The organism is Bacillus sp. FSL K6-3458 (genome assembly GCF_038005045.1).
Lineage (GTDB): Bacteria > Bacillota > Bacilli > Bacillales > Bacillaceae > Bacillus > Bacillus altitudinis.
The window spans coordinates 897437-914130 of sequence record NZ_JBBOSI010000001.1; the positions used below are offsets into that span (position 1 = coordinate 897437).

A 16694-nucleotide genomic window follows, 5' to 3' on the forward strand; every position below is an offset into this window, starting at 1 on the left:
GAGATTGATAGGTGATGTCTCCTAATCTTTAACAACGGAGGCACTCGATCCTGCTGTGGGCATGACATATGCCTTAGATGCTCGTCATCGGTAGTGGGATGTGAGGACGGGTTTGATGCCCATTTTACGTAAGAATAGTGATGTTTTAAAAAGGGGGAGGAGCGTTGACTTACGCCCAAAGATTATCAATCATCGTGGCACTAGATTCATATCTCATCTTAGTTGCCGTCTTTTTTGGCTTTCAATTTGTCCAAGAGGCAGCGTTAACCGTATATACATTTGAAATGCTCGTCATTTCTTCGCTCAGTCTACTGATCGGGCACCATTTGTTTTCGTATATTTTTCACGTGTACAAGCAAGTATGGGCTTATACAGGGGTTAGAGAGCTATTTTCTTTAATGAAGACCTTTGCGTGTTCATTTTTATTTTCTATGACGATGCTGTACATTTTTGTGCAGACATGGCCATTTCGTTTTTTATTTATTGTCTGGCTTTTCCATGTGTTATTCATCGGTGCATCACGAATGGCATCCAGGCTGTTTCATGATGGTGCCAAGCGGTTTCAAGTTGAAAAGGAGCGGGCACTAATCATTGGCGCTGGATCAGCCGGGACCATTATTGTTCGTCAGCTTCAGCAGTCGAGTGATGTACATATTGAGCCGGTCGCTTTCATTGATGATGACAAAACAAAGCATAAGCTTGAAATTATGGGGCTGCCTGTTCTTGGGGGAAAAGAACATATTCAAACGGCTGTTGCGATGATGGATATTCAAAAGATCATTATCGCTATTCCATCCAAAAGCAGTCACACATTAAAAGGACTATATAAGGAATGTGTAGCGACTGGAATCAAAACACAGATTATGCCGGAAATGGAACAGATTTTAAAAGGAACCCATGCGCTGAATCAATTGCGGGATGTACAGCCAGAGGATTTGCTTGGAAGAGAGCCGATTCAATTAGATACAAGCCGTCTATCCGTTCACCTAAAAGGAAAAACGATTATGGTGACAGGAGCTGGCGGGTCTATCGGGTCAGAAATCTGTCGTCAAATTTGTGTATTTTCCCCTCGGGCGATTGTGCTTGTGGGACATGGAGAATTTAGCATTCATTCTATTTTACTAGAGCTGAAAGAATTGTATGGAGACAGCATTAGCCTATATCCACAAATTGCGGATATTCAAGATAAACAAAAAATGAGTGAAATCGTTGGTCATTTTCAGCCGGATATGATTTATCATGCCGCCGCACATAAACATGTCCCGCTCATGGAAATCAGCCCGAAAGAAGCGGTGAAAAACAATATCATCGGGACAAAAAATGTGGCAGAAGCTGCACATGAGCACAGAGTTGAAACATTTGTCCTCATCTCATCTGACAAAGCGGTCAACCCTGCCAATGTGATGGGAGCGACAAAGCGATTTGCTGAAATGGTGATTATGCAAATGGGGGCAAGCAGTGAAACGAAATTTGTCGCCGTCCGGTTTGGGAATGTACTCGGAAGCAGGGGCAGTGTCATTCCGATCTTTAAAAAACAAATTGAAAAAGGCGGGCCAGTGACTGTCACGCACCCAGCCATGACAAGATATTTTATGACGATACCAGAAGCATCAAGGCTTGTTATTCAAGCTGGTGCACTAGCAGAAGGAAGGCAGATTTTTGTTTTAGACATGGGGGAGCCAGTCAAAATTGTCGACCTCGCAGAAAACCTCATTCACCTCTCAGGCTACACCACAGACCAGATTCCAATCACATTTACGGGGATTCGTCCCGGAGAGAAAATGTACGAGGAGCTACTCAACCAGCATGAAAAAGCACAGGAGCAAATTTTCCCGAAAATCCATATTGGGCATGCCTTGGATGGAGATCCGTATGTGCTGAACCGCTTTATTCACGAATTTAATATGATGAGTGACGATCAATTAAGACAGGCCTTGTTTGCCGCCATTGAGTCGCATGATGTATTGCCTGAACCGATGCAACGAGAGGAGGAGCCACTTGCTAATGAAGAAAAAAGTCTTGTTTTGCGCAACGGTTGATTATCATTTTAAGGCGTTCCATCTCCCGTATTTCAGATGGTTTCAGGAACAAGGATGGGAAGTGCATACAGCGGCAAATGGCCAGCTGGAGCTACCGTATGTGGATCAAGCGCATTCCATTCCGATTCAGCGTTCCCCTTTTCATTTGCACAACCGGCTTGCTTATGTGGAGCTGAAAAAGCTGTTAGAAAAAGAGCATTATCAGTTCATCCATTGTCACACACCGATGGGGAGTGTCATTGGCAGGCTAGCGGCCAAAGGGACGCGCAAAAAAGGGACGAAAGTTCTTTACACAGCGCATGGGTTTCACTTTTGGAAGGGGGCACCGCTTCAAAATTGGCTGCTTTATTATCCAGTTGAGAGATGGCTCGTTCAATATACGGATGCACTCATCACCATTAATGGAGAAGACTATGAAAGAGCCGATCGTCTGTCAAAAGAGAAGGCGGCTGTGCATTATGTTCCCGGTATGGGTGTCGATATGAAGCGATTTGCACCAGTTGATGACAAAGAAAAAGACCGCCTTCGTAAAGCATATGGTTTTACCACGCAAGATTTTATCGTGCTGTGTGCTGGTGAATTAAATGACAATAAAAATCAAGGAATGCTCATCAAAGCTTGCGCGCAGGTGTATCGGAATATACCACATGTGAAAATTGTATTTGCTGGAGAAGGGACAAGTCGGTCGTCCTATGAAAAGCTGGTCTGTCAGCTGAATCTTGAGGAACATGTACAGTTTGCGGGATTTTGCAAACACATCGAAGATTGGATGCATATGAGCGATGTATGTGTATCAACCAGCTTGAGAGAAGGACTTGGGATGAATCTTCTTGAAGCGATGTCTGCTGAAAAGCCGGTGATTGCAACAGAAAATAGAGGGCATTGTGAGCTCGTCAAACATGGAGTGAACGGCTTTTTAGTCAAACCGCATGATGTGAATGGTTTAGCCGTTTATTTACAACAGCTCTATCATAAAAAGGACCAGCTTCACCTAATGGGGAAAGCGGGACGTTCTATGGCTCACGCATTTGCACAGGAGCAGACGGTAAGTGCAATGGAGGAAATTTACACAACGTATATGGATCAAAAAGAGAAGGTGATGTGAGCATGCGTCAGCCGAAAGTATCGATTATCATGGGTGTTTACAATTGCCAAGAGACAGTAGAAGAAAGCATTGAATCGATTCTTCGTCAAACCTATGAAAACTGGGAGCTCATCATATGTGATGATGCATCAACAGATGGCACCTATGAAAAAGTGCTGCACTATACCATGCGTGATCCAGATAGAATTCGCCTCATTCAAAACGAACACAATCAAAGACTTGCCGCCAGTTTAAATCGTTGTCTCACTGAAGCGAATGGAGAACTGATTGCAAGACAGGATGGCGATGATATATCAGTGTCTACACGATTAGAAAAACAGGTTCATTTCCTCGAAGCGCATCCAGAATATGATGTGGTTGGTACGGCGATGACGGTGTTTGATGAGTCAGGGGCGAAGGGCGTTCGAGCACTTGTCTCAGAGCCTGATCGAAGGGTGTTAGCAAGAGGAACGCCTTTTTGTCATGGGACGATTATGATGAGAGCGTCTGCCTACAAGTCTTTAAATGGCTATCGTTCTGTAAAAACAACCAGACGCATGGAAGATATCGATCTTTGGATTCGTTTTTTTGCTGCGGGGAGAAAAGGCTTTAATTTGCAAGAGCCCTTATACCTTGTAAGGGAGGATGAAGCGGCCTTTCAGCGCCGGAAATTCCGATATTCAATGGACAATGCCTGGCTTGTGTTACAAGCATGCAAGCAATTAAAATTGTCGCCGTTTGATTATCTCTTTGCGCTTAAGCCGGTCATCCGTGCCTGTATGTCACCAAAGATCATGAGGTTTTATCATCAGCGGAAACTTGGAGGATCTATGGTGAAAAGGAGGACGATTCGGGATGAGTGAGCCAAAGCGTGTACTTCATGTTGTGGGCGGAATGAACAGAGGTGGAGCAGAAACGATGATCATGAATATCTATCGTGCAATCGACCGGAATGTTCTTCAATTTGATTTCATTACCCACCGGGAGGATGTCTGTGATTACGATGAGGAAATTCGTCAGCTTGGCGGGCGGATTTTTTATGTCCCAAGTATTGGAGCGTCCTCTCCATGGACGTTTGTCAAAACGTTGACGAAGACGATTAAGCAAACGGGACCTTATCAGGCAGTGCATGCACATACAGATTTTCAAACGGGCTTTTCTGCCCTTGCTGCGAAACTGGCAGGTGTGAAGATACGCATTTGCCATTCACATAATACGGCTTGGAAACAGTCTCCTAGCCGGGTTGATCATTTGTTGCTCAAAGGATTCCGTCAATTGATCTTTGCCTTTTCTACGCAGCTCGTTGCATGCGGTGAAGATGCCGGTGTCTTTTTATTTGGACAAAAAAGAATGCACGATGGACGAGTGAACATTTTACCAAATGGGATTGATTTGGACCTTTTTTTTCAGTTGGAGCCAGAAGCGAAGGTGAAGATGAAAAAAGACCTCCATCTTCACGAGAGAAAACTGATCATTGGACATATTGGCCGATTTCATGAGCAGAAAAACCATGTTTTTTTCATCGAATTAGCGCAGACACTGAAAAAACAAGGGGTCTCCTTTCAGCTAGTTCTCATCGGAGATGGGCCGCTCCGGCCAGTGGTTGAATCGTATGCAGTGAAAGCAGGATTAATGGAAGACATTGTGTTTACGGGCGTTGTCTCAGAGGTTCCGCAGTATATGAAAGCATTTGATGTGTTTGTGATGCCGTCTTTGTTTGAAGGTCTTCCTCTCGTATTAGTGGAAGCGCAGGCATCTGGACTCCCATGTGTGATTTCAGATCATATCACAAAGGAAGTCGATTTAGGTTGTGGGCTTGTGAAACGGAAATCCTTGCAAGATTCAGCACATGAGTGGATGAAAGCCATACTAGAAGCCTACCATGCAGACCCTCCTCTTCAGGAGACGATTATTTCTCAGCTTGGCCTTAGAGGATTTGATGTGAAACAGAACATCACCCGTGTGATGAATGTGTATGGATTGTAAGGAAGGATTGGCAGATGGCGGTTTATTTGGTGAACATGATCATGGTCTATTTATGGTCGAGCTTTGCTGCATTTTATGGCAGACGTGATGATACCATACAAAGCGGCTGGCGGCCGAACAAGCTTCTGGTGTTTTTTCCATTTTTATTTCTTTGTATTGTGGCGGGCATACGCTACAAAGTAGGAACTGATTTTGTAACCTATGGACAAATGTATGAGTTCTCCGTCAACTATGACAAGCCTTGGCATATTTTCGGATTCGGTGTAGACAAGGCCGCCACTGATCCGGGCTTTACATTGATCTTATGGATGCTCAATCAACTATCACATGAGCCGCAAATCATGTATATCACAGTTGGGATCATCACCTATTTTTTTATTATCAAAACACTTGTGCGATATGGACGGCCATTTGAGCTTAGTATGCTACTATTTCTTGGCACATTTCATTATTACGCTTCGTTTAATGGCATGCGGCAGTATATGGTGGCAGCGATTCTTTTTTATGCCATCCAGTTTGTCATCAAAGGTCAGTGGAAATGGTATTTTCCGCTCGTGCTTGTATGCGCGCTATTTCATTCCTCGGCACTCATTATGATTCCAGTCTATTTCATCGTCAGAACAAAGGCATGGTCTTGGATGATGCTTGTGTTATGTATGATTTTTCTAGGCTTAACTGCTCTGTATGACCGCTTTGTCTCCGTGTTTGTGGTGATGCTGCAAGGGAGTTCTTATGGTCATTACGAGGAGTGGCTGACAACGAATACGAATGGAATGAATGTGACGAAAATTGGTGTCTTGATTTTGCCGTTATTGCTTGCGTTCTTTTGTCGAAAACGACTTCGTGAGCTGACCCCAGAGAGTGATTATATTGTGAATTTTTGCTTGCTTGGATTTTTGTTTGGCATCCTTGCAACGAAGGATGTCATTTATGCAAGATTTCATATTTACTTTGGTCTGTATCAGCTCATTTTACTGCCTTATTTCACACGGATTTTTGATCAGCGAACCAATTTCTTTATGTATATCGGAATTGCGGTTTGCTATATTTTGTACAGCATCATGCTGATGCCGTTTGATTCTTCTGTTTTACCGTACCGAACGATTTTTACAAAGTAGATTTGAAGAAAGGTGGGGCTTGCTGTCATGCCAGCTATCAGTCTATTGGTCGCAGTCTATAACACTAGTCAATATGTGGAGCAGTGTCTTCAATCGATTGCAGACCAAAGCTTTTCAGATATAGAGGTCATCCTCATTAACGATGGATCTACCGATCACAGTGGAGACATCCTTGAAGCGTTTGCTGCGCGTGATGAGCGATTTCGGGTGATTCACCAAACCAATCAAGGGCTGGGAGCGGTGAGGAACAGGGGCATAGAAGAAGCAACAGGAACGTATCTTGCCTTTGTTGATTCAGACGATGTTCTCGCTCCTCAATACTGTGAGGCTTTATATCAAAAAGCCGAAAACACCGGTGCTGATCTTGTTGTCAGTGAATATTGGATTCAGTTTGAACAGTCAAAACGGATCATACCGACGACGCTGTTAGCTCAACAGGAAGCCGATAAGACAAGTTTAATAGAATCGTTATTACATGGTGAGATCACGGGATTCTCATGGAATAAGCTCTATCGGCGGGCGTTTATCGAAAAGCATCATATCCGTTTTCCGTTGAGAGGTGAGCTTGAGAATATTGAAGATCAATATGTCACGCTGCGCTGTTTTTCTTTATCACGTGTCATTGCCTTTGTTCATGAGCCGCTTTATTATTACCGGGTTCATTTGTCATCCATTGTCCAGCGATATCAAAAGCAGTATTTTCAGCATGGACTGGCGTTTTATGACGCGCAGCGTTTGTTTTTAAAAGAGCATGATGAGCTGACACCATATGAGAAGGCTTTTTATTTTTTTATCGTGAATCATACGCTGCATTGTATGCTCAATGAATGGAAGAGCCAAAATTCCCTTTCCTTTCAAAAAAAGCTTGGTCATATGCGTGAAATGGTGACACATGAAGCTTTTCAGAAGGCTGTGAAACAAGTGGAACCATCGAAGCTGACTATGCGAAAGCGAATGATCTTATTCCTTGCTAGGATGCAGTGGGTGTATCCGCTCTCTGCCGCAGCTTCAAGCTATCAAAAATGGATTGAATATCAAACGAGAAAATCGGGGTGATGAGTGTGACATTGCAGCAATTAAAAGCACATGCCGCAGAGTGGCTGCTCTTAAAGGTCAAGTATCCACTTCAATATAGGTTGAGCCGCCAAAGACTGCCAGAGCTGCGTCATCAGAAGAAAATCATTCTCACGCTGCTGCCGGCACATGACAACTTAGGTGATCACGCGATTGCCTATGCCAGCTGCTGTTTTCTACAAAAGCACTTTCCAGACTATCAAATCATAGAAGTAGACATGCAGGAGATGTATCGTCTAGCACGTCCGCTGAAGCACGCGCGGCACCCAGAGGACATTGTCTGTATTATCGGCGGGGGCAACATGGGCGATTTATATCGATATGAAGAATGGACAAGACAATTTATCATGAATGCCTTTAAGTCCTATCCTGTTATTCAGCTGCCCGCTACTGCTCATTTTACAGAAACAAAGAGAGGGAAAAGAGAAGAACGCCGCGCTATTCAAGCATATCAGCAACACCCGAGGCTTCTCTTGATGGCAAGAGATCAAACCACCTATCAATGGATGAAGAAGCATTTTCCTAATAAAGAGGTGTGGAAACAGCCTGATATGGTCCTGACATTAGACGAAACATCAAAGAGTCAAACCCGTAAAGGTGTGCTGCTTTGTCTGCGTGAGGATAAGGAGGCATATCTCACGAAAGAGAAACGAAAACAACTGCAGGAGCATATCAAAGAAACGTATGATCAAGTTGGTTTTATCACAACGACCATTGGTAAGCGAGTGAATCGAACGACTCGTTTAGAGGAATTATCCACGTTATGGACGCAGTTGAGACAGGCACAAGTCGTCGTGACAGATCGACTGCATGGCATGATCTTTTGTGCGATCACACATACACCGTGTGTTGTCATCAGGTCGTTTGATCATAAAGTCATGGAAGGATATGAATGGGTAGCGCACTTGCCGTTTATGACCCTTTTGAAGGAACCAACGGAGGAAACGGTGAAAAAGGCCATTCATCAGCATATGAAAACAAGCAGACAAAAGGGAGAGGAAGTTGGATGAAGGCCCTTAAACACTGCGTGAAATCACCATGAACCGTGCGTTTCTTTACAATGTCAGTGCAAATGTGATGACGTTTTTCTTGATGATGCTGATGTCTGTTTGTTTAACGCCTTACATTGTTCATACACTTGGAGTGGAAGCGTTTGGTGTGATTCATCTGACGCAAAATATGATCAACTATTTATCGGTTATTACGGCTTCATTAAGTGCTGTGGTGGTGCGTTTTTTTTCTGTTGCGGCTCATAAAGGAGAGATGGAACAAGCGCAGCGCTATCTCGCTTCCTATTTTGTCAGTTCTCTTTTTTTATCCATCTGTCTTTTTTTACTTTGTCTATTCATGTCTCAGCAGCTGGTTGACTGGCTCCATGTGCCTGCTCATCTTGCAAAAGATACACAGATCGCCTTTGTGTTAGGGGGTCTTTTATTTATGCTCAATTTCGTCATGTCTGGTATTGGGGCGGCACCGTTTTATGCGAACAAATTATATGTATCGAGTGTTGGACAGGCCATTCAGATGTTTGGCAGAGCGCTTGTGATTGTGCTGTTATTTACCGTGACGACACCAGCCATTTGGCATATTCCGCTTGCAGCCGTTATGGGAAGTTTCGCCGCTTTGGGAATGGGTCTCTATTATTTTAAGAAACTCATTCCTTGGTTTTCGTTTAAGTGGCGGTACGTTTCTTTATCTTCAAGTCTCACGCTAGTTCGATCAGGGGTGTGGCATTCATTTGAGCAAATGGGCATTTTGTTGTTTTTACAAATCGATTTATTGATGACCAACTTACTGATTGGGGCAGAAGCGACTGGACAGTATGCCGCCATTTTACAATTTCCATTATTATTGCGCACCCTTGCAGGGACACTTGCGGTTGTGTTTGCGCCAACGATCACAAAATTATATTCAAATCAAGACGAGCAGGGGCTCATTCAATACGCCGCCAATGCCATGAAATGGAGTGGTTTATTTGTGGCATTCCCCGCGGCTCTGTTAGGAGGTCTTGCCGGTCCGCTCATGCTGTTATGGCTTGGACCAGCCTTTGAGGAGCTAAAATGGCTGCTGATGATTCATGCGGCTTATTTGTGTTTCACGTTGATGTTTTTACCGCTGACCTATGTACCGACTGCCTTTAACCGATTTAAAGTGCCGGCGGTTGTGACACTCATATTAGGCGGTTCCAATGTCCTGTTCGCCTATGGACTGACTCACCTACTTCAGCTTGGGTTATATGGCATTGCATCAGCAGGGGCCGTTGTTTTATTGATGAAAAATATCGTCTTTCTCCCATTGTATACAGCCAAGATCACGAAACAGAAAAGTACCATCTTTTACAAACATACAGTCGTTCCGCTGTTTGGGGCTCTATTCATATGGGGGATCTGTGCCGGCATTCAGGCTGTGTATGATGTGACGAGATGGTGGGAGCTATTTTGTATTGGCGGAATATGTTTCGTTCTCTACTTAGGCTATTTGTATCAATTTGCAGGAACAAAACAAGAGCGGATACAGCTCATGCGTAAGGTGAAACAAGCTGCTATTGAACGATCTGTCTCTCGCTAGTGTGGAAAGGAGAAGCAATGATGAAAAGAATAATAGATGTGGTCGTGGCTTTGACCCTGCTCATCGCAGGCAGCCCCCTTTTCCTTCTCATCTATGGACTCATTCGGTGGAAAATCGGAGCGCCTGTGGTGTTTCGACAAGAACGGCCTGGTTTGTACGGACAGCCGTTTATGCTTTATAAATTTCGGACGATGACCGAGGAACGCGATGAACATGGCGTACTGCTTCCAGACCATTTTCGATTAACAAAAACCGGCGCCTTTATTCGTAAGCTCAGTCTTGATGAATTGCCGCAGCTTGTCAATGTACTCAAAGGGGAAATCAGTCTCGTTGGACCAAGACCGCTTTTAATGGAGTATTTACAAATGTACACAGAGGAGCAAGCGAAGCGTCATCTTGTGAAGCCTGGTATCACTGGATGGGCCCAGGTGAATGGGAGGAATACTCTCTCTTGGGAGGAGAAATTCACCTATGACCTCTGGTATGTAGAGCACCAATCGTTTTGGCTCGATATGAAAATCTTATGGATGACCTTGCTGAAAGTCATCAAAACAGAAGGGGTGCAGCAGCCAAATCATGCAACAGCTGAAAAATTCAAAGGAACCGATACGTAAAGAGCAGCCCATTGGCTTAATAGGGGCTGGCGGACACAGCAAGGTCATTCAGGAGTTGATTTTTTTGCATCCTGATTACTCATTGTGCGCTGTATTAGACGATCGATTTGAGGAGGCTGACACTCGAACCGGCATTCTGTATGGTCCGGTTTCTATGAGTCAAAAGGTAAGAGATGAAATACCTGATATGCAATGGCTGATTGCCATTGGGCAAAACGAAATCAGACAGAGGATCAAAGAACGTCTCGCATTTGAAGAGAGGGCATTTGCCACACTGATTCATCCAGAGGCAGTTGTGAGCTCGTCAACGAAGATTGGTCAGGGAACGGTTGTGATGGCAAGGGCTGTTGTGCAAGCAGATGCAGTAATTGGTGAGCATGCCATTATCAACACCGGTTCTATCGTGGAGCATGACTGCTTTCTCGAATCTTTTACGCATCTTTCTCCGGGAGCTGTGCTCACCGGCTGTGTCTCTGTGCGAGAGGGTGCTCATATTGGAGCTGGGGCTGCTGTCATACCTGGCAGAACCATTGGAAGCTGGGCAGTGATCGGCGCAGGAGCGGCAGTGACCCGAGATATACATGATCAGAAAGTCGCCGTAGGCGTTCCTGCAATTGAGATCAAAGATCGAAGAGAAGGTGGGAAATCATGAGAGACAGGAAACGAATCTACTTATCTCCTCCTCATATGAGTGGAAAAGAACAGAAGAAAATAGAGGAGGCATTTAAAAGCAATTGGATTGCACCATTAGGACCGCTTGTAAATGAATTTGAGCAAGTGGTCGCGGATTATGCAGGCGTGAAGAGTGGAGCGGCATTGTCTTCAGGTACAGCAGCCATTCACCTTGCCTTAAAACTCATTGGCGTTCAAAAGGGAGATATGGTCTTTTGTTCCACTCTCACATTTGTTGCCAGTGCAAATCCTATTTTATATGAACAAGCGACGCCTGTTTTTATTGATTCAGAAAAAGAGACATGGAATATGTGTCCGCTAGCGTTAGAGAAAGCCTTCGCTGAAACAAAACGACTTGGGAAAAGACCCCGTGCGGTTATTGTCGTTCATTTATACGGACAAAGTGCGAAAATGGATGAAATCATAGCGGTGTGTGAGGCATATGATGTGCCAATCATTGAAGATGCGGCTGAATCGTTAGGCAGTATATACAAAGGAAGAAAAAGCGGTTCAATGGGCAGGTTCGGTGTTTACTCTTTTAACGGAAATAAAATCATTACAACATCAGGAGGCGGAATGCTTGTCAGTGATGATGAAGCAGCCATCGACCGCTGCCGATTTCTCGCGTCACAGGCAAGAGAACATGCCCTACACTATGAACATCAAGAGGAGGGATATAACTATCGGATGAGCAACCTGCTCGCAGGTGTAGGAATCGCACAAATGGAAGTGTTAGAGGAGCGTGTTCAGCAAAAACGCCGCATTTTCGAGCATTATCAAGATGCTTTAGCCGATATTGAAGGCCTTCAATTTATGCCAGAATATCAAGAAACCACATCGAACCGCTGGCTGACCACATTCACCATTGATCATCATGTACAGATGTCTCCAGTAGAGATGATAGATGCTTTAGAACAAAAGCAGATCGAAGCAAGGCGTGTATGGAAGCCGCTGCATCAGCAGCCGCTCTTTCATGGTTGTCCTTTTTATACAACAGCCGATGAAGTCCCTGCATCTGAGTTGTTATTTGAGACAGGTCTTTGCCTGCCATCTGGTACAAGCATGACAGACGCAGAACAGGAGCTTGTCATTGATACACTGTACAACGCCCTGCAAAAGAAAGCATTACCCTCCTCATAGGCTGCTCGTTCATCAGCAGCCTGCCTCTCTTTTTAACAAATCCCTTAATTTGTGGAATAATAAGGAATGTATATTGTCATTTCGTATCAAATATGATATTGACAACAGAGTCCTTCCTCCTTAAAATGAAAATGATTATCAGCATCAATTAGGGGGAGCAACTTATGTTTATTTGGAATAAATTTCTGAAAATTAAAATAAATACAATATTACCTATCCTACTGATCTTCTTACTAGTAGGCTGTTCTCAAGCAAATAATGGAGCAGGTGGAGACAAGGATCATCCCGATATGATCACCATGGCATGGCCAAGAGATATTGGCGAAATGAATCCGCACATATACAATCCATCACAATTGTTTGCCCAATCCATGATTTACGAACCATTGGTGAGCTATCAAAAAAATGGAAAGCTTAAACCTGAATTAGCAAAATCATGGGATGTTTCCAAGGATGGCAAGGTGTATACGTTCCATCTTAGAGACAATGTCACGTTCTCAGATGGATCTAAATTTAATGCGAACATTGTGAAAAAGAATTTTGATACGATTTTAAAAAACAAAGAAGTACATAGCTGGTTAGGTGTCATAAAGAAAATCAAAAAGACAGAAGCAGTGGACAAGCAAACGTTTAAACTCACATTAACTGAGCCTTATTATCCAACTGTTCAAGAGTTAGCTGTTGTGCGCCCCGTTCGTTTCCTAGGCGAAGCAGGTTTTCCGAAAAACGGAGATACATCAAAAGGAATCGAAAAACCAGTGGGGACAGGTCCTTGGGTATTAAAGACGTACAAAAAAGATGATTACGCGATTTTTGAACGAAATGACCACTACTGGGGAGAGAAACAAAAGGTCAAAGAAATCAAAGTGAAGGTCATTCCAGATGCCGAAACAAGAGTGATGGCATTTGAAAAAGGCGATGTAGATTTACTTTATGGAGAAGGAACGATTAGCCTCGATGCTTTTAAACAATTAGAGGCGAGCGGCAAGTATGAAACGAAGATGTCAGAGCCCATAGCCACTAGACAGCTTGTCATGAACACAAAAGTCGATCAGCTGTCAGATGAGAAAGTGCGTCACGCGCTTCAGTATGCGATCAATAAAACATCATTGGTGGAAGGTGTGACATCTGGCTTAGAGGATGTAGCGGATCACATCTTGCCGACAAACATGCCATATACGTCAGGCATCCGGGTGAAATCTTTCCAATATGATGTGGACAAAGCGAAGGCTTTACTGGATGAAGCAGGCTGGACGCTTCCAAAAGGAAAAACCATACGCGAAAAAGACGGAAAAACGCTTGAGTTTAGTATGATGTATGACTCAGCAGAATCGATTCAAAAAACAATGGCTGAAACACTGCAGGCAGAATGGGCAGCCATTGGGGTTGGCGTCAAACTTGAAGGTGTCGAGCTGGCGACGCAGGTTCAGCGATTTAAAGCGAACAAATTTGATATGAACTTCTTTAGCAATTATGGAGCGCCGTATGATCCGCATACATTTATGAACGTTGTCTCATCAGATGGTTTTGGATTCAAAGAGGCGATCTCAGCGTATCCGAATAAAGATAAGCTGATCAAAGAAATGACAGAGATTCCATCAACAACTAATGAAAACAAACGCAAAGCACTTTATTCGTCCGTCTTATCTTCCTTACAAGATCAAGGGGCGATTGTGCCAATCTCTTATTTTAAAAAGACAGCTGTTTATCAAAAAGATGTGAAGGACTTTGATTTCCCTGCGAATCGAGATGAACATCCTTTCACAGGCATCAAGCTGAAGTAACAGAAGGAAGGTAAGCAAATGAGCCGCTATATCATCAAAAGAATGTTATCCATCATTCCTGTATTTCTACTAGCCACACTGTTCACAACTGGCATGATTCATCTGTCACCAGTTGATCCAGCGGAGGCATATTTAGCAGCGGCTCATATTCAGCCTACTGATGAGGTATTAGCCCAAAAACGAAGTGAATTTGGTTTAGATGAACCTTTTTACATGCAGTACCTTCATACGATTGGAAAAGTCGTCCGTCTTGATTTTGGGCGGTCGTATATGACCAATCAGCCTGTGCTTGATGAGGTGATCTATCGAATACCTGCGACGATTCAATTGGCGTTCACTAGTCTGCTGATCGCAATTTGTGTCAGTATTCCACTGGGCTTTTTCAGCGGGTTGAGAAAAAATGGCGTTGTAGATCATGTGAGCCGGATGATTTCCTTCCTAGGAGCATCTATCCCGACCTTTGTTTTGGGATATTTGCTCATCTTCTTTTTTTCAGTGAAACTCGACCTTTTACCTGTTGAAGGTGTTGGTACATGGGAACATCTTGTACTGCCATCCATTACCCTGGCTGTGCCGTTAATTGCGATGTATACGAGATTATTACGAGCGAGTGTGAGTGAGACGCTTCACGAGCCTTTTGTTCAATATGCGAGAATGAGAGGGTTAAAGGAACAAGCGATTATGTTCAAACATGTCTTCAGAATGGCGATATCACCGATGCTGACAGGACTTGGCGTGAATCTTGGCAAGCTGCTCACAGGGACTATTATTGTAGAGGCTGTTTTTTCATGGCCTGGATTTGGACGATTTTTTATTGAAGCGATCTTTAACCGGGATCTGCCGGTCATTCAATTTTATGTGTTGATGGCGGCGTGTATCTTTATCTTAAGTAGCTTGATGGTTGATCTCCTTCAGCTGCTCATTGACCCCCGTATTTCTAGAAAGGAAGGCCGCCAGCCATGATGACAAAAGTAAAACACCTCTTCTATCATCAAAAGATGATCTCGATCTGTGTGGTGCTGCTCGGTCTCCTGCTCATTGTGACGGTATGTGCACCATGGATCGCTCCACATGACCCGGCGACTGTTAATCTTGCAATGAAACTAAAGGGATCTTCATGGGAGTATCCTCTAGGCACCGACCAATTGGGAAGATGCAATTTATCTCGTATTCTATATGGTGCTCGTATTTCACTAGGCTGTGCGTTGTTAATCTTTGTTTCCTCTCTATCTATCGGTTTAATCGTAGGGCTGATATCTGGATATAAAGGCGGCTGGATCGATCACGTCTTGATGAGATTGTGCGACGGGGTCATGGCATTTCCGAATTTGGTACTGATCCTTGGATTAGTCGGTATTTTTGGACCGGGGCTTTCTCAAGTGGTGCTGGCTTTGATGCTTGTGCAGTGGGTGTATTACGCTCGCGTCTTTCGAGGGATGGTCCTTAGTTTAAAAGAACAAAACTTTATTGCAGCTGCGAAGATTAGCGGTACTTCCCATTGGAATATCATGAGAAAGCATATGATTCCGAATGTACTGCCGCCACTCGCAGTTGTGGGCACACTTGAAATGGGCTGGGCGATTATGGACATTTCCGCCATGTCTTTTCTAGGCTTAGGGGTTCAGCCACCTACGCCTGAATGGGGAGCGATGATCCATGAAGGAAAATCTTATATTCAAACAAATCCTCAGCTGATGCTTTATCCGGGCCTTGTGATTATGGCTGTGGTCATTCTATTCAACTTACTGGGAGAAGCCCTTTCAGAGAAATATGGCATCAAACGTCGTGTGTAAAGGAATGAGTCAGTTGGAAGAGTCTATTTTAAACATAGAGAACCTGCATGTGCATACGAAAACACCGCAAGGAACCATTTCTCTCGTTCAGGAAGTAGCATTTGAGGTAAAGCGCGGTCAAATTGTTGGATTAATTGGTGAGAGCGGATGCGGAAAAACGGTGACAAGTATGTCGATCTTAAACATGTTTGATCGAAAAACAACGGAAGTGACTGGCAGTATCACTCTACAAGGTCGAGAATTGATCGGTTTGAGTGAACAGCATATGCGGTCTATTCGTGGCAAAGATCTTTCATATATTATGCAAAATCCAATGAATAGCTTTACGCCTGTATGGACGATTGGACATCAATTGATTGAAACAATCCGCCGGCATACAGCTGTCAGTAAAAGGCAGGCATGGGTCCAGGCAATGAAAGCCTTAGAGAAAATGAATCTGCCGCATCCAGATCAATTACTGAGTAAATACCCTTTTGAATTAAGCGGGGGGATGCTCCAGCGTGTCATGATTGCTATGGCTGCCTGTATGCATCCGCCTCTGATCATCGCAGATGAACCGACAACCGCATTAGATGTACACAATCAAAAGCTGGTGCTTGAGCACTTGAATCAAATTCGTCATGAATACGGAACGGCGATTTTGCTCATTACCCACGATCTTAGTGTGATTGCAGAAATGGCAGACGAGGTCGTGGTGATGAAACAAGGAAAAATCGTTGAAAAGGCTGAAGTTCTTGAGCTTTTTGAACACCCGAAGCATGATTATACAAAGAAACTTTTAGCAGCTCGTCCATCCATGCCAGCTGTTTGCACGATTTGAGG

Annotated in this window: 15 protein-coding genes; all 15 read left to right on the forward strand. The window is 43.9% G+C overall.

Annotated features, from left to right (window positions below; all coding sequences use genetic code 11):
- Positions 1-164 precede the first annotated feature (164 nt).
- The gene (locus MHH23_RS04615) at positions 165-2039 is read left to right on the forward strand and encodes a polysaccharide biosynthesis protein (RefSeq protein WP_116306249.1); all 1875 of its coding nucleotides are present in this window, start codon (positions 165-167) and stop codon (positions 2037-2039) included.
- Complete coding sequence (locus MHH23_RS04620) at positions 2005-3144, forward strand: glycosyltransferase family 4 protein (protein ID WP_113766929.1); 1140 nt, start codon at positions 2005-2007, stop codon at positions 3142-3144. Before MHH23_RS04615 ends, MHH23_RS04620 begins: the two co-directional genes overlap by 35 nt.
- A gap of 2 nt (positions 3145-3146) precedes the next feature.
- Positions 3147-3986 carry a glycosyltransferase family 2 protein gene (locus MHH23_RS04625; protein WP_116306247.1) on the forward strand — a complete coding sequence of 280 codons (840 nt, stop codon included), beginning with the start codon at positions 3147-3149 and terminating at the stop codon, positions 3984-3986.
- Positions 3979-5109, forward strand: coding sequence for a glycosyltransferase family 1 protein (locus MHH23_RS04630; RefSeq protein ID WP_116306245.1), 1131 nt, complete (start codon positions 3979-3981; stop codon positions 5107-5109). The genes MHH23_RS04625 and MHH23_RS04630 overlap by 8 nt, the downstream gene beginning before the upstream one ends.
- 14 nt (positions 5110-5123) lie before the next feature.
- Positions 5124-6227, forward strand: a complete 1104-nt coding sequence (locus MHH23_RS04635; RefSeq protein WP_024719852.1) for an EpsG family protein — start codon at positions 5124-5126, stop codon at positions 6225-6227.
- Positions 6228-6254: 27 nt separating this feature from the next.
- The gene (locus MHH23_RS04640; RefSeq protein ID WP_340958988.1) at positions 6255-7283 is read left to right on the forward strand and encodes a glycosyltransferase family 2 protein; all 1029 of its coding nucleotides are present in this window, start codon (positions 6255-6257) and stop codon (positions 7281-7283) included.
- Entirely contained in the window at positions 7283-8311 is a 1029-nt protein-coding gene (locus tag MHH23_RS04645) for a polysaccharide pyruvyl transferase family protein (RefSeq protein WP_286067844.1), read from the forward strand. The genes MHH23_RS04640 and MHH23_RS04645 overlap by 1 nt, the downstream gene beginning before the upstream one ends.
- A 28-nt stretch (positions 8312-8339) precedes the next feature.
- Positions 8340-9869 (forward strand): MATE family efflux transporter, encoded by a 1530-nt coding sequence (locus tag MHH23_RS04650; RefSeq protein ID WP_340958991.1) that lies wholly within the window; start codon positions 8340-8342, stop codon positions 9867-9869.
- Between the two features lie 20 nt (positions 9870-9889).
- Positions 9890-10483, forward strand: a complete 594-nt coding sequence (locus tag MHH23_RS04655; protein WP_039169221.1) for a sugar transferase — start codon at positions 9890-9892, stop codon at positions 10481-10483.
- Positions 10446-11135 carry an acetyltransferase gene (locus MHH23_RS04660; RefSeq protein WP_340958992.1) on the forward strand — a complete coding sequence of 230 codons (690 nt, stop codon included), beginning with the start codon at positions 10446-10448 and terminating at the stop codon, positions 11133-11135. Before MHH23_RS04655 ends, MHH23_RS04660 begins: the two co-directional genes overlap by 38 nt.
- Positions 11132-12295, forward strand: a complete 1164-nt coding sequence (locus MHH23_RS04665) for a DegT/DnrJ/EryC1/StrS family aminotransferase (protein WP_039169182.1) — start codon at positions 11132-11134, stop codon at positions 12293-12295. Before MHH23_RS04660 ends, MHH23_RS04665 begins: the two co-directional genes overlap by 4 nt.
- 164 nt (positions 12296-12459) lie before the next feature.
- Positions 12460-14079: a nickel ABC transporter substrate-binding protein gene (nikA, locus tag MHH23_RS04670; protein ID WP_039169183.1), complete on the forward strand. Its 1620-nt coding sequence runs from the start codon at positions 12460-12462 to the stop codon at positions 14077-14079.
- Positions 14080-14097: 18 nt separating this feature from the next.
- Positions 14098-15042: a nickel ABC transporter permease subunit NikB gene (gene nikB, locus MHH23_RS04675; RefSeq protein ID WP_039169185.1), complete on the forward strand. Its 945-nt coding sequence runs from the start codon at positions 14098-14100 to the stop codon at positions 15040-15042.
- Positions 15039-15872, forward strand: coding sequence for a nickel ABC transporter permease subunit NikC (gene nikC / locus MHH23_RS04680; protein WP_039169186.1), 834 nt, complete (start codon positions 15039-15041; stop codon positions 15870-15872). Before nikB ends, nikC begins: the two co-directional genes overlap by 4 nt.
- 4 nt (positions 15873-15876) lie before the next feature.
- On the forward strand, positions 15877-16692 hold the full coding sequence (gene nikD, locus MHH23_RS04685; protein ID WP_189337172.1) for a nickel import ATP-binding protein NikD: 816 nt from the start codon (positions 15877-15879) through the stop codon (positions 16690-16692).
- The last annotated feature ends 2 nt before the right edge of the window (positions 16693-16694 follow it).

Coding starts and splice junctions, on each gene's coding strand:
- MHH23_RS04620 (WP_113766929.1), top strand. CDS start 2,005: ATGAAGAAAAAAGTCTTGTTTTGCGCAACGGTTGATTATCATTTTAAG.
- MHH23_RS04625 (WP_116306247.1), top strand. CDS start 3,147: ATGCGTCAGCCGAAAGTATCGATTATCATGGGTGTTTACAATTGCCAA.
- MHH23_RS04630 (WP_116306245.1), top strand. CDS start 3,979: ATGAGTGAGCCAAAGCGTGTACTTCATGTTGTGGGCGGAATGAACAGA.
- MHH23_RS04635 (WP_024719852.1), top strand. CDS start 5,124: ATGGCGGTTTATTTGGTGAACATGATCATGGTCTATTTATGGTCGAGC.
- MHH23_RS04640 (WP_340958988.1), top strand. CDS start 6,255: ATGCCAGCTATCAGTCTATTGGTCGCAGTCTATAACACTAGTCAATAT.
- MHH23_RS04645 (WP_286067844.1), top strand. CDS start 7,283: ATGAGTGTGACATTGCAGCAATTAAAAGCACATGCCGCAGAGTGGCTG.
- MHH23_RS04650 (WP_340958991.1), top strand. CDS start 8,340: ATGAACCGTGCGTTTCTTTACAATGTCAGTGCAAATGTGATGACGTTT.
- MHH23_RS04655 (WP_039169221.1), top strand. CDS start 9,890: ATGAAAAGAATAATAGATGTGGTCGTGGCTTTGACCCTGCTCATCGCA.
- MHH23_RS04660 (WP_340958992.1), top strand. CDS start 10,446: ATGCAACAGCTGAAAAATTCAAAGGAACCGATACGTAAAGAGCAGCCC.
- MHH23_RS04665 (WP_039169182.1), top strand. CDS start 11,132: ATGAGAGACAGGAAACGAATCTACTTATCTCCTCCTCATATGAGTGGA.
- nikA (WP_039169183.1), top strand. CDS start 12,460: ATGTTTATTTGGAATAAATTTCTGAAAATTAAAATAAATACAATATTA.
- nikB (WP_039169185.1), top strand. CDS start 14,098: ATGAGCCGCTATATCATCAAAAGAATGTTATCCATCATTCCTGTATTT.
- nikC (WP_039169186.1), top strand. CDS start 15,039: ATGATGACAAAAGTAAAACACCTCTTCTATCATCAAAAGATGATCTCG.
- nikD (WP_189337172.1), top strand. CDS start 15,877: ATGAGTCAGTTGGAAGAGTCTATTTTAAACATAGAGAACCTGCATGTG.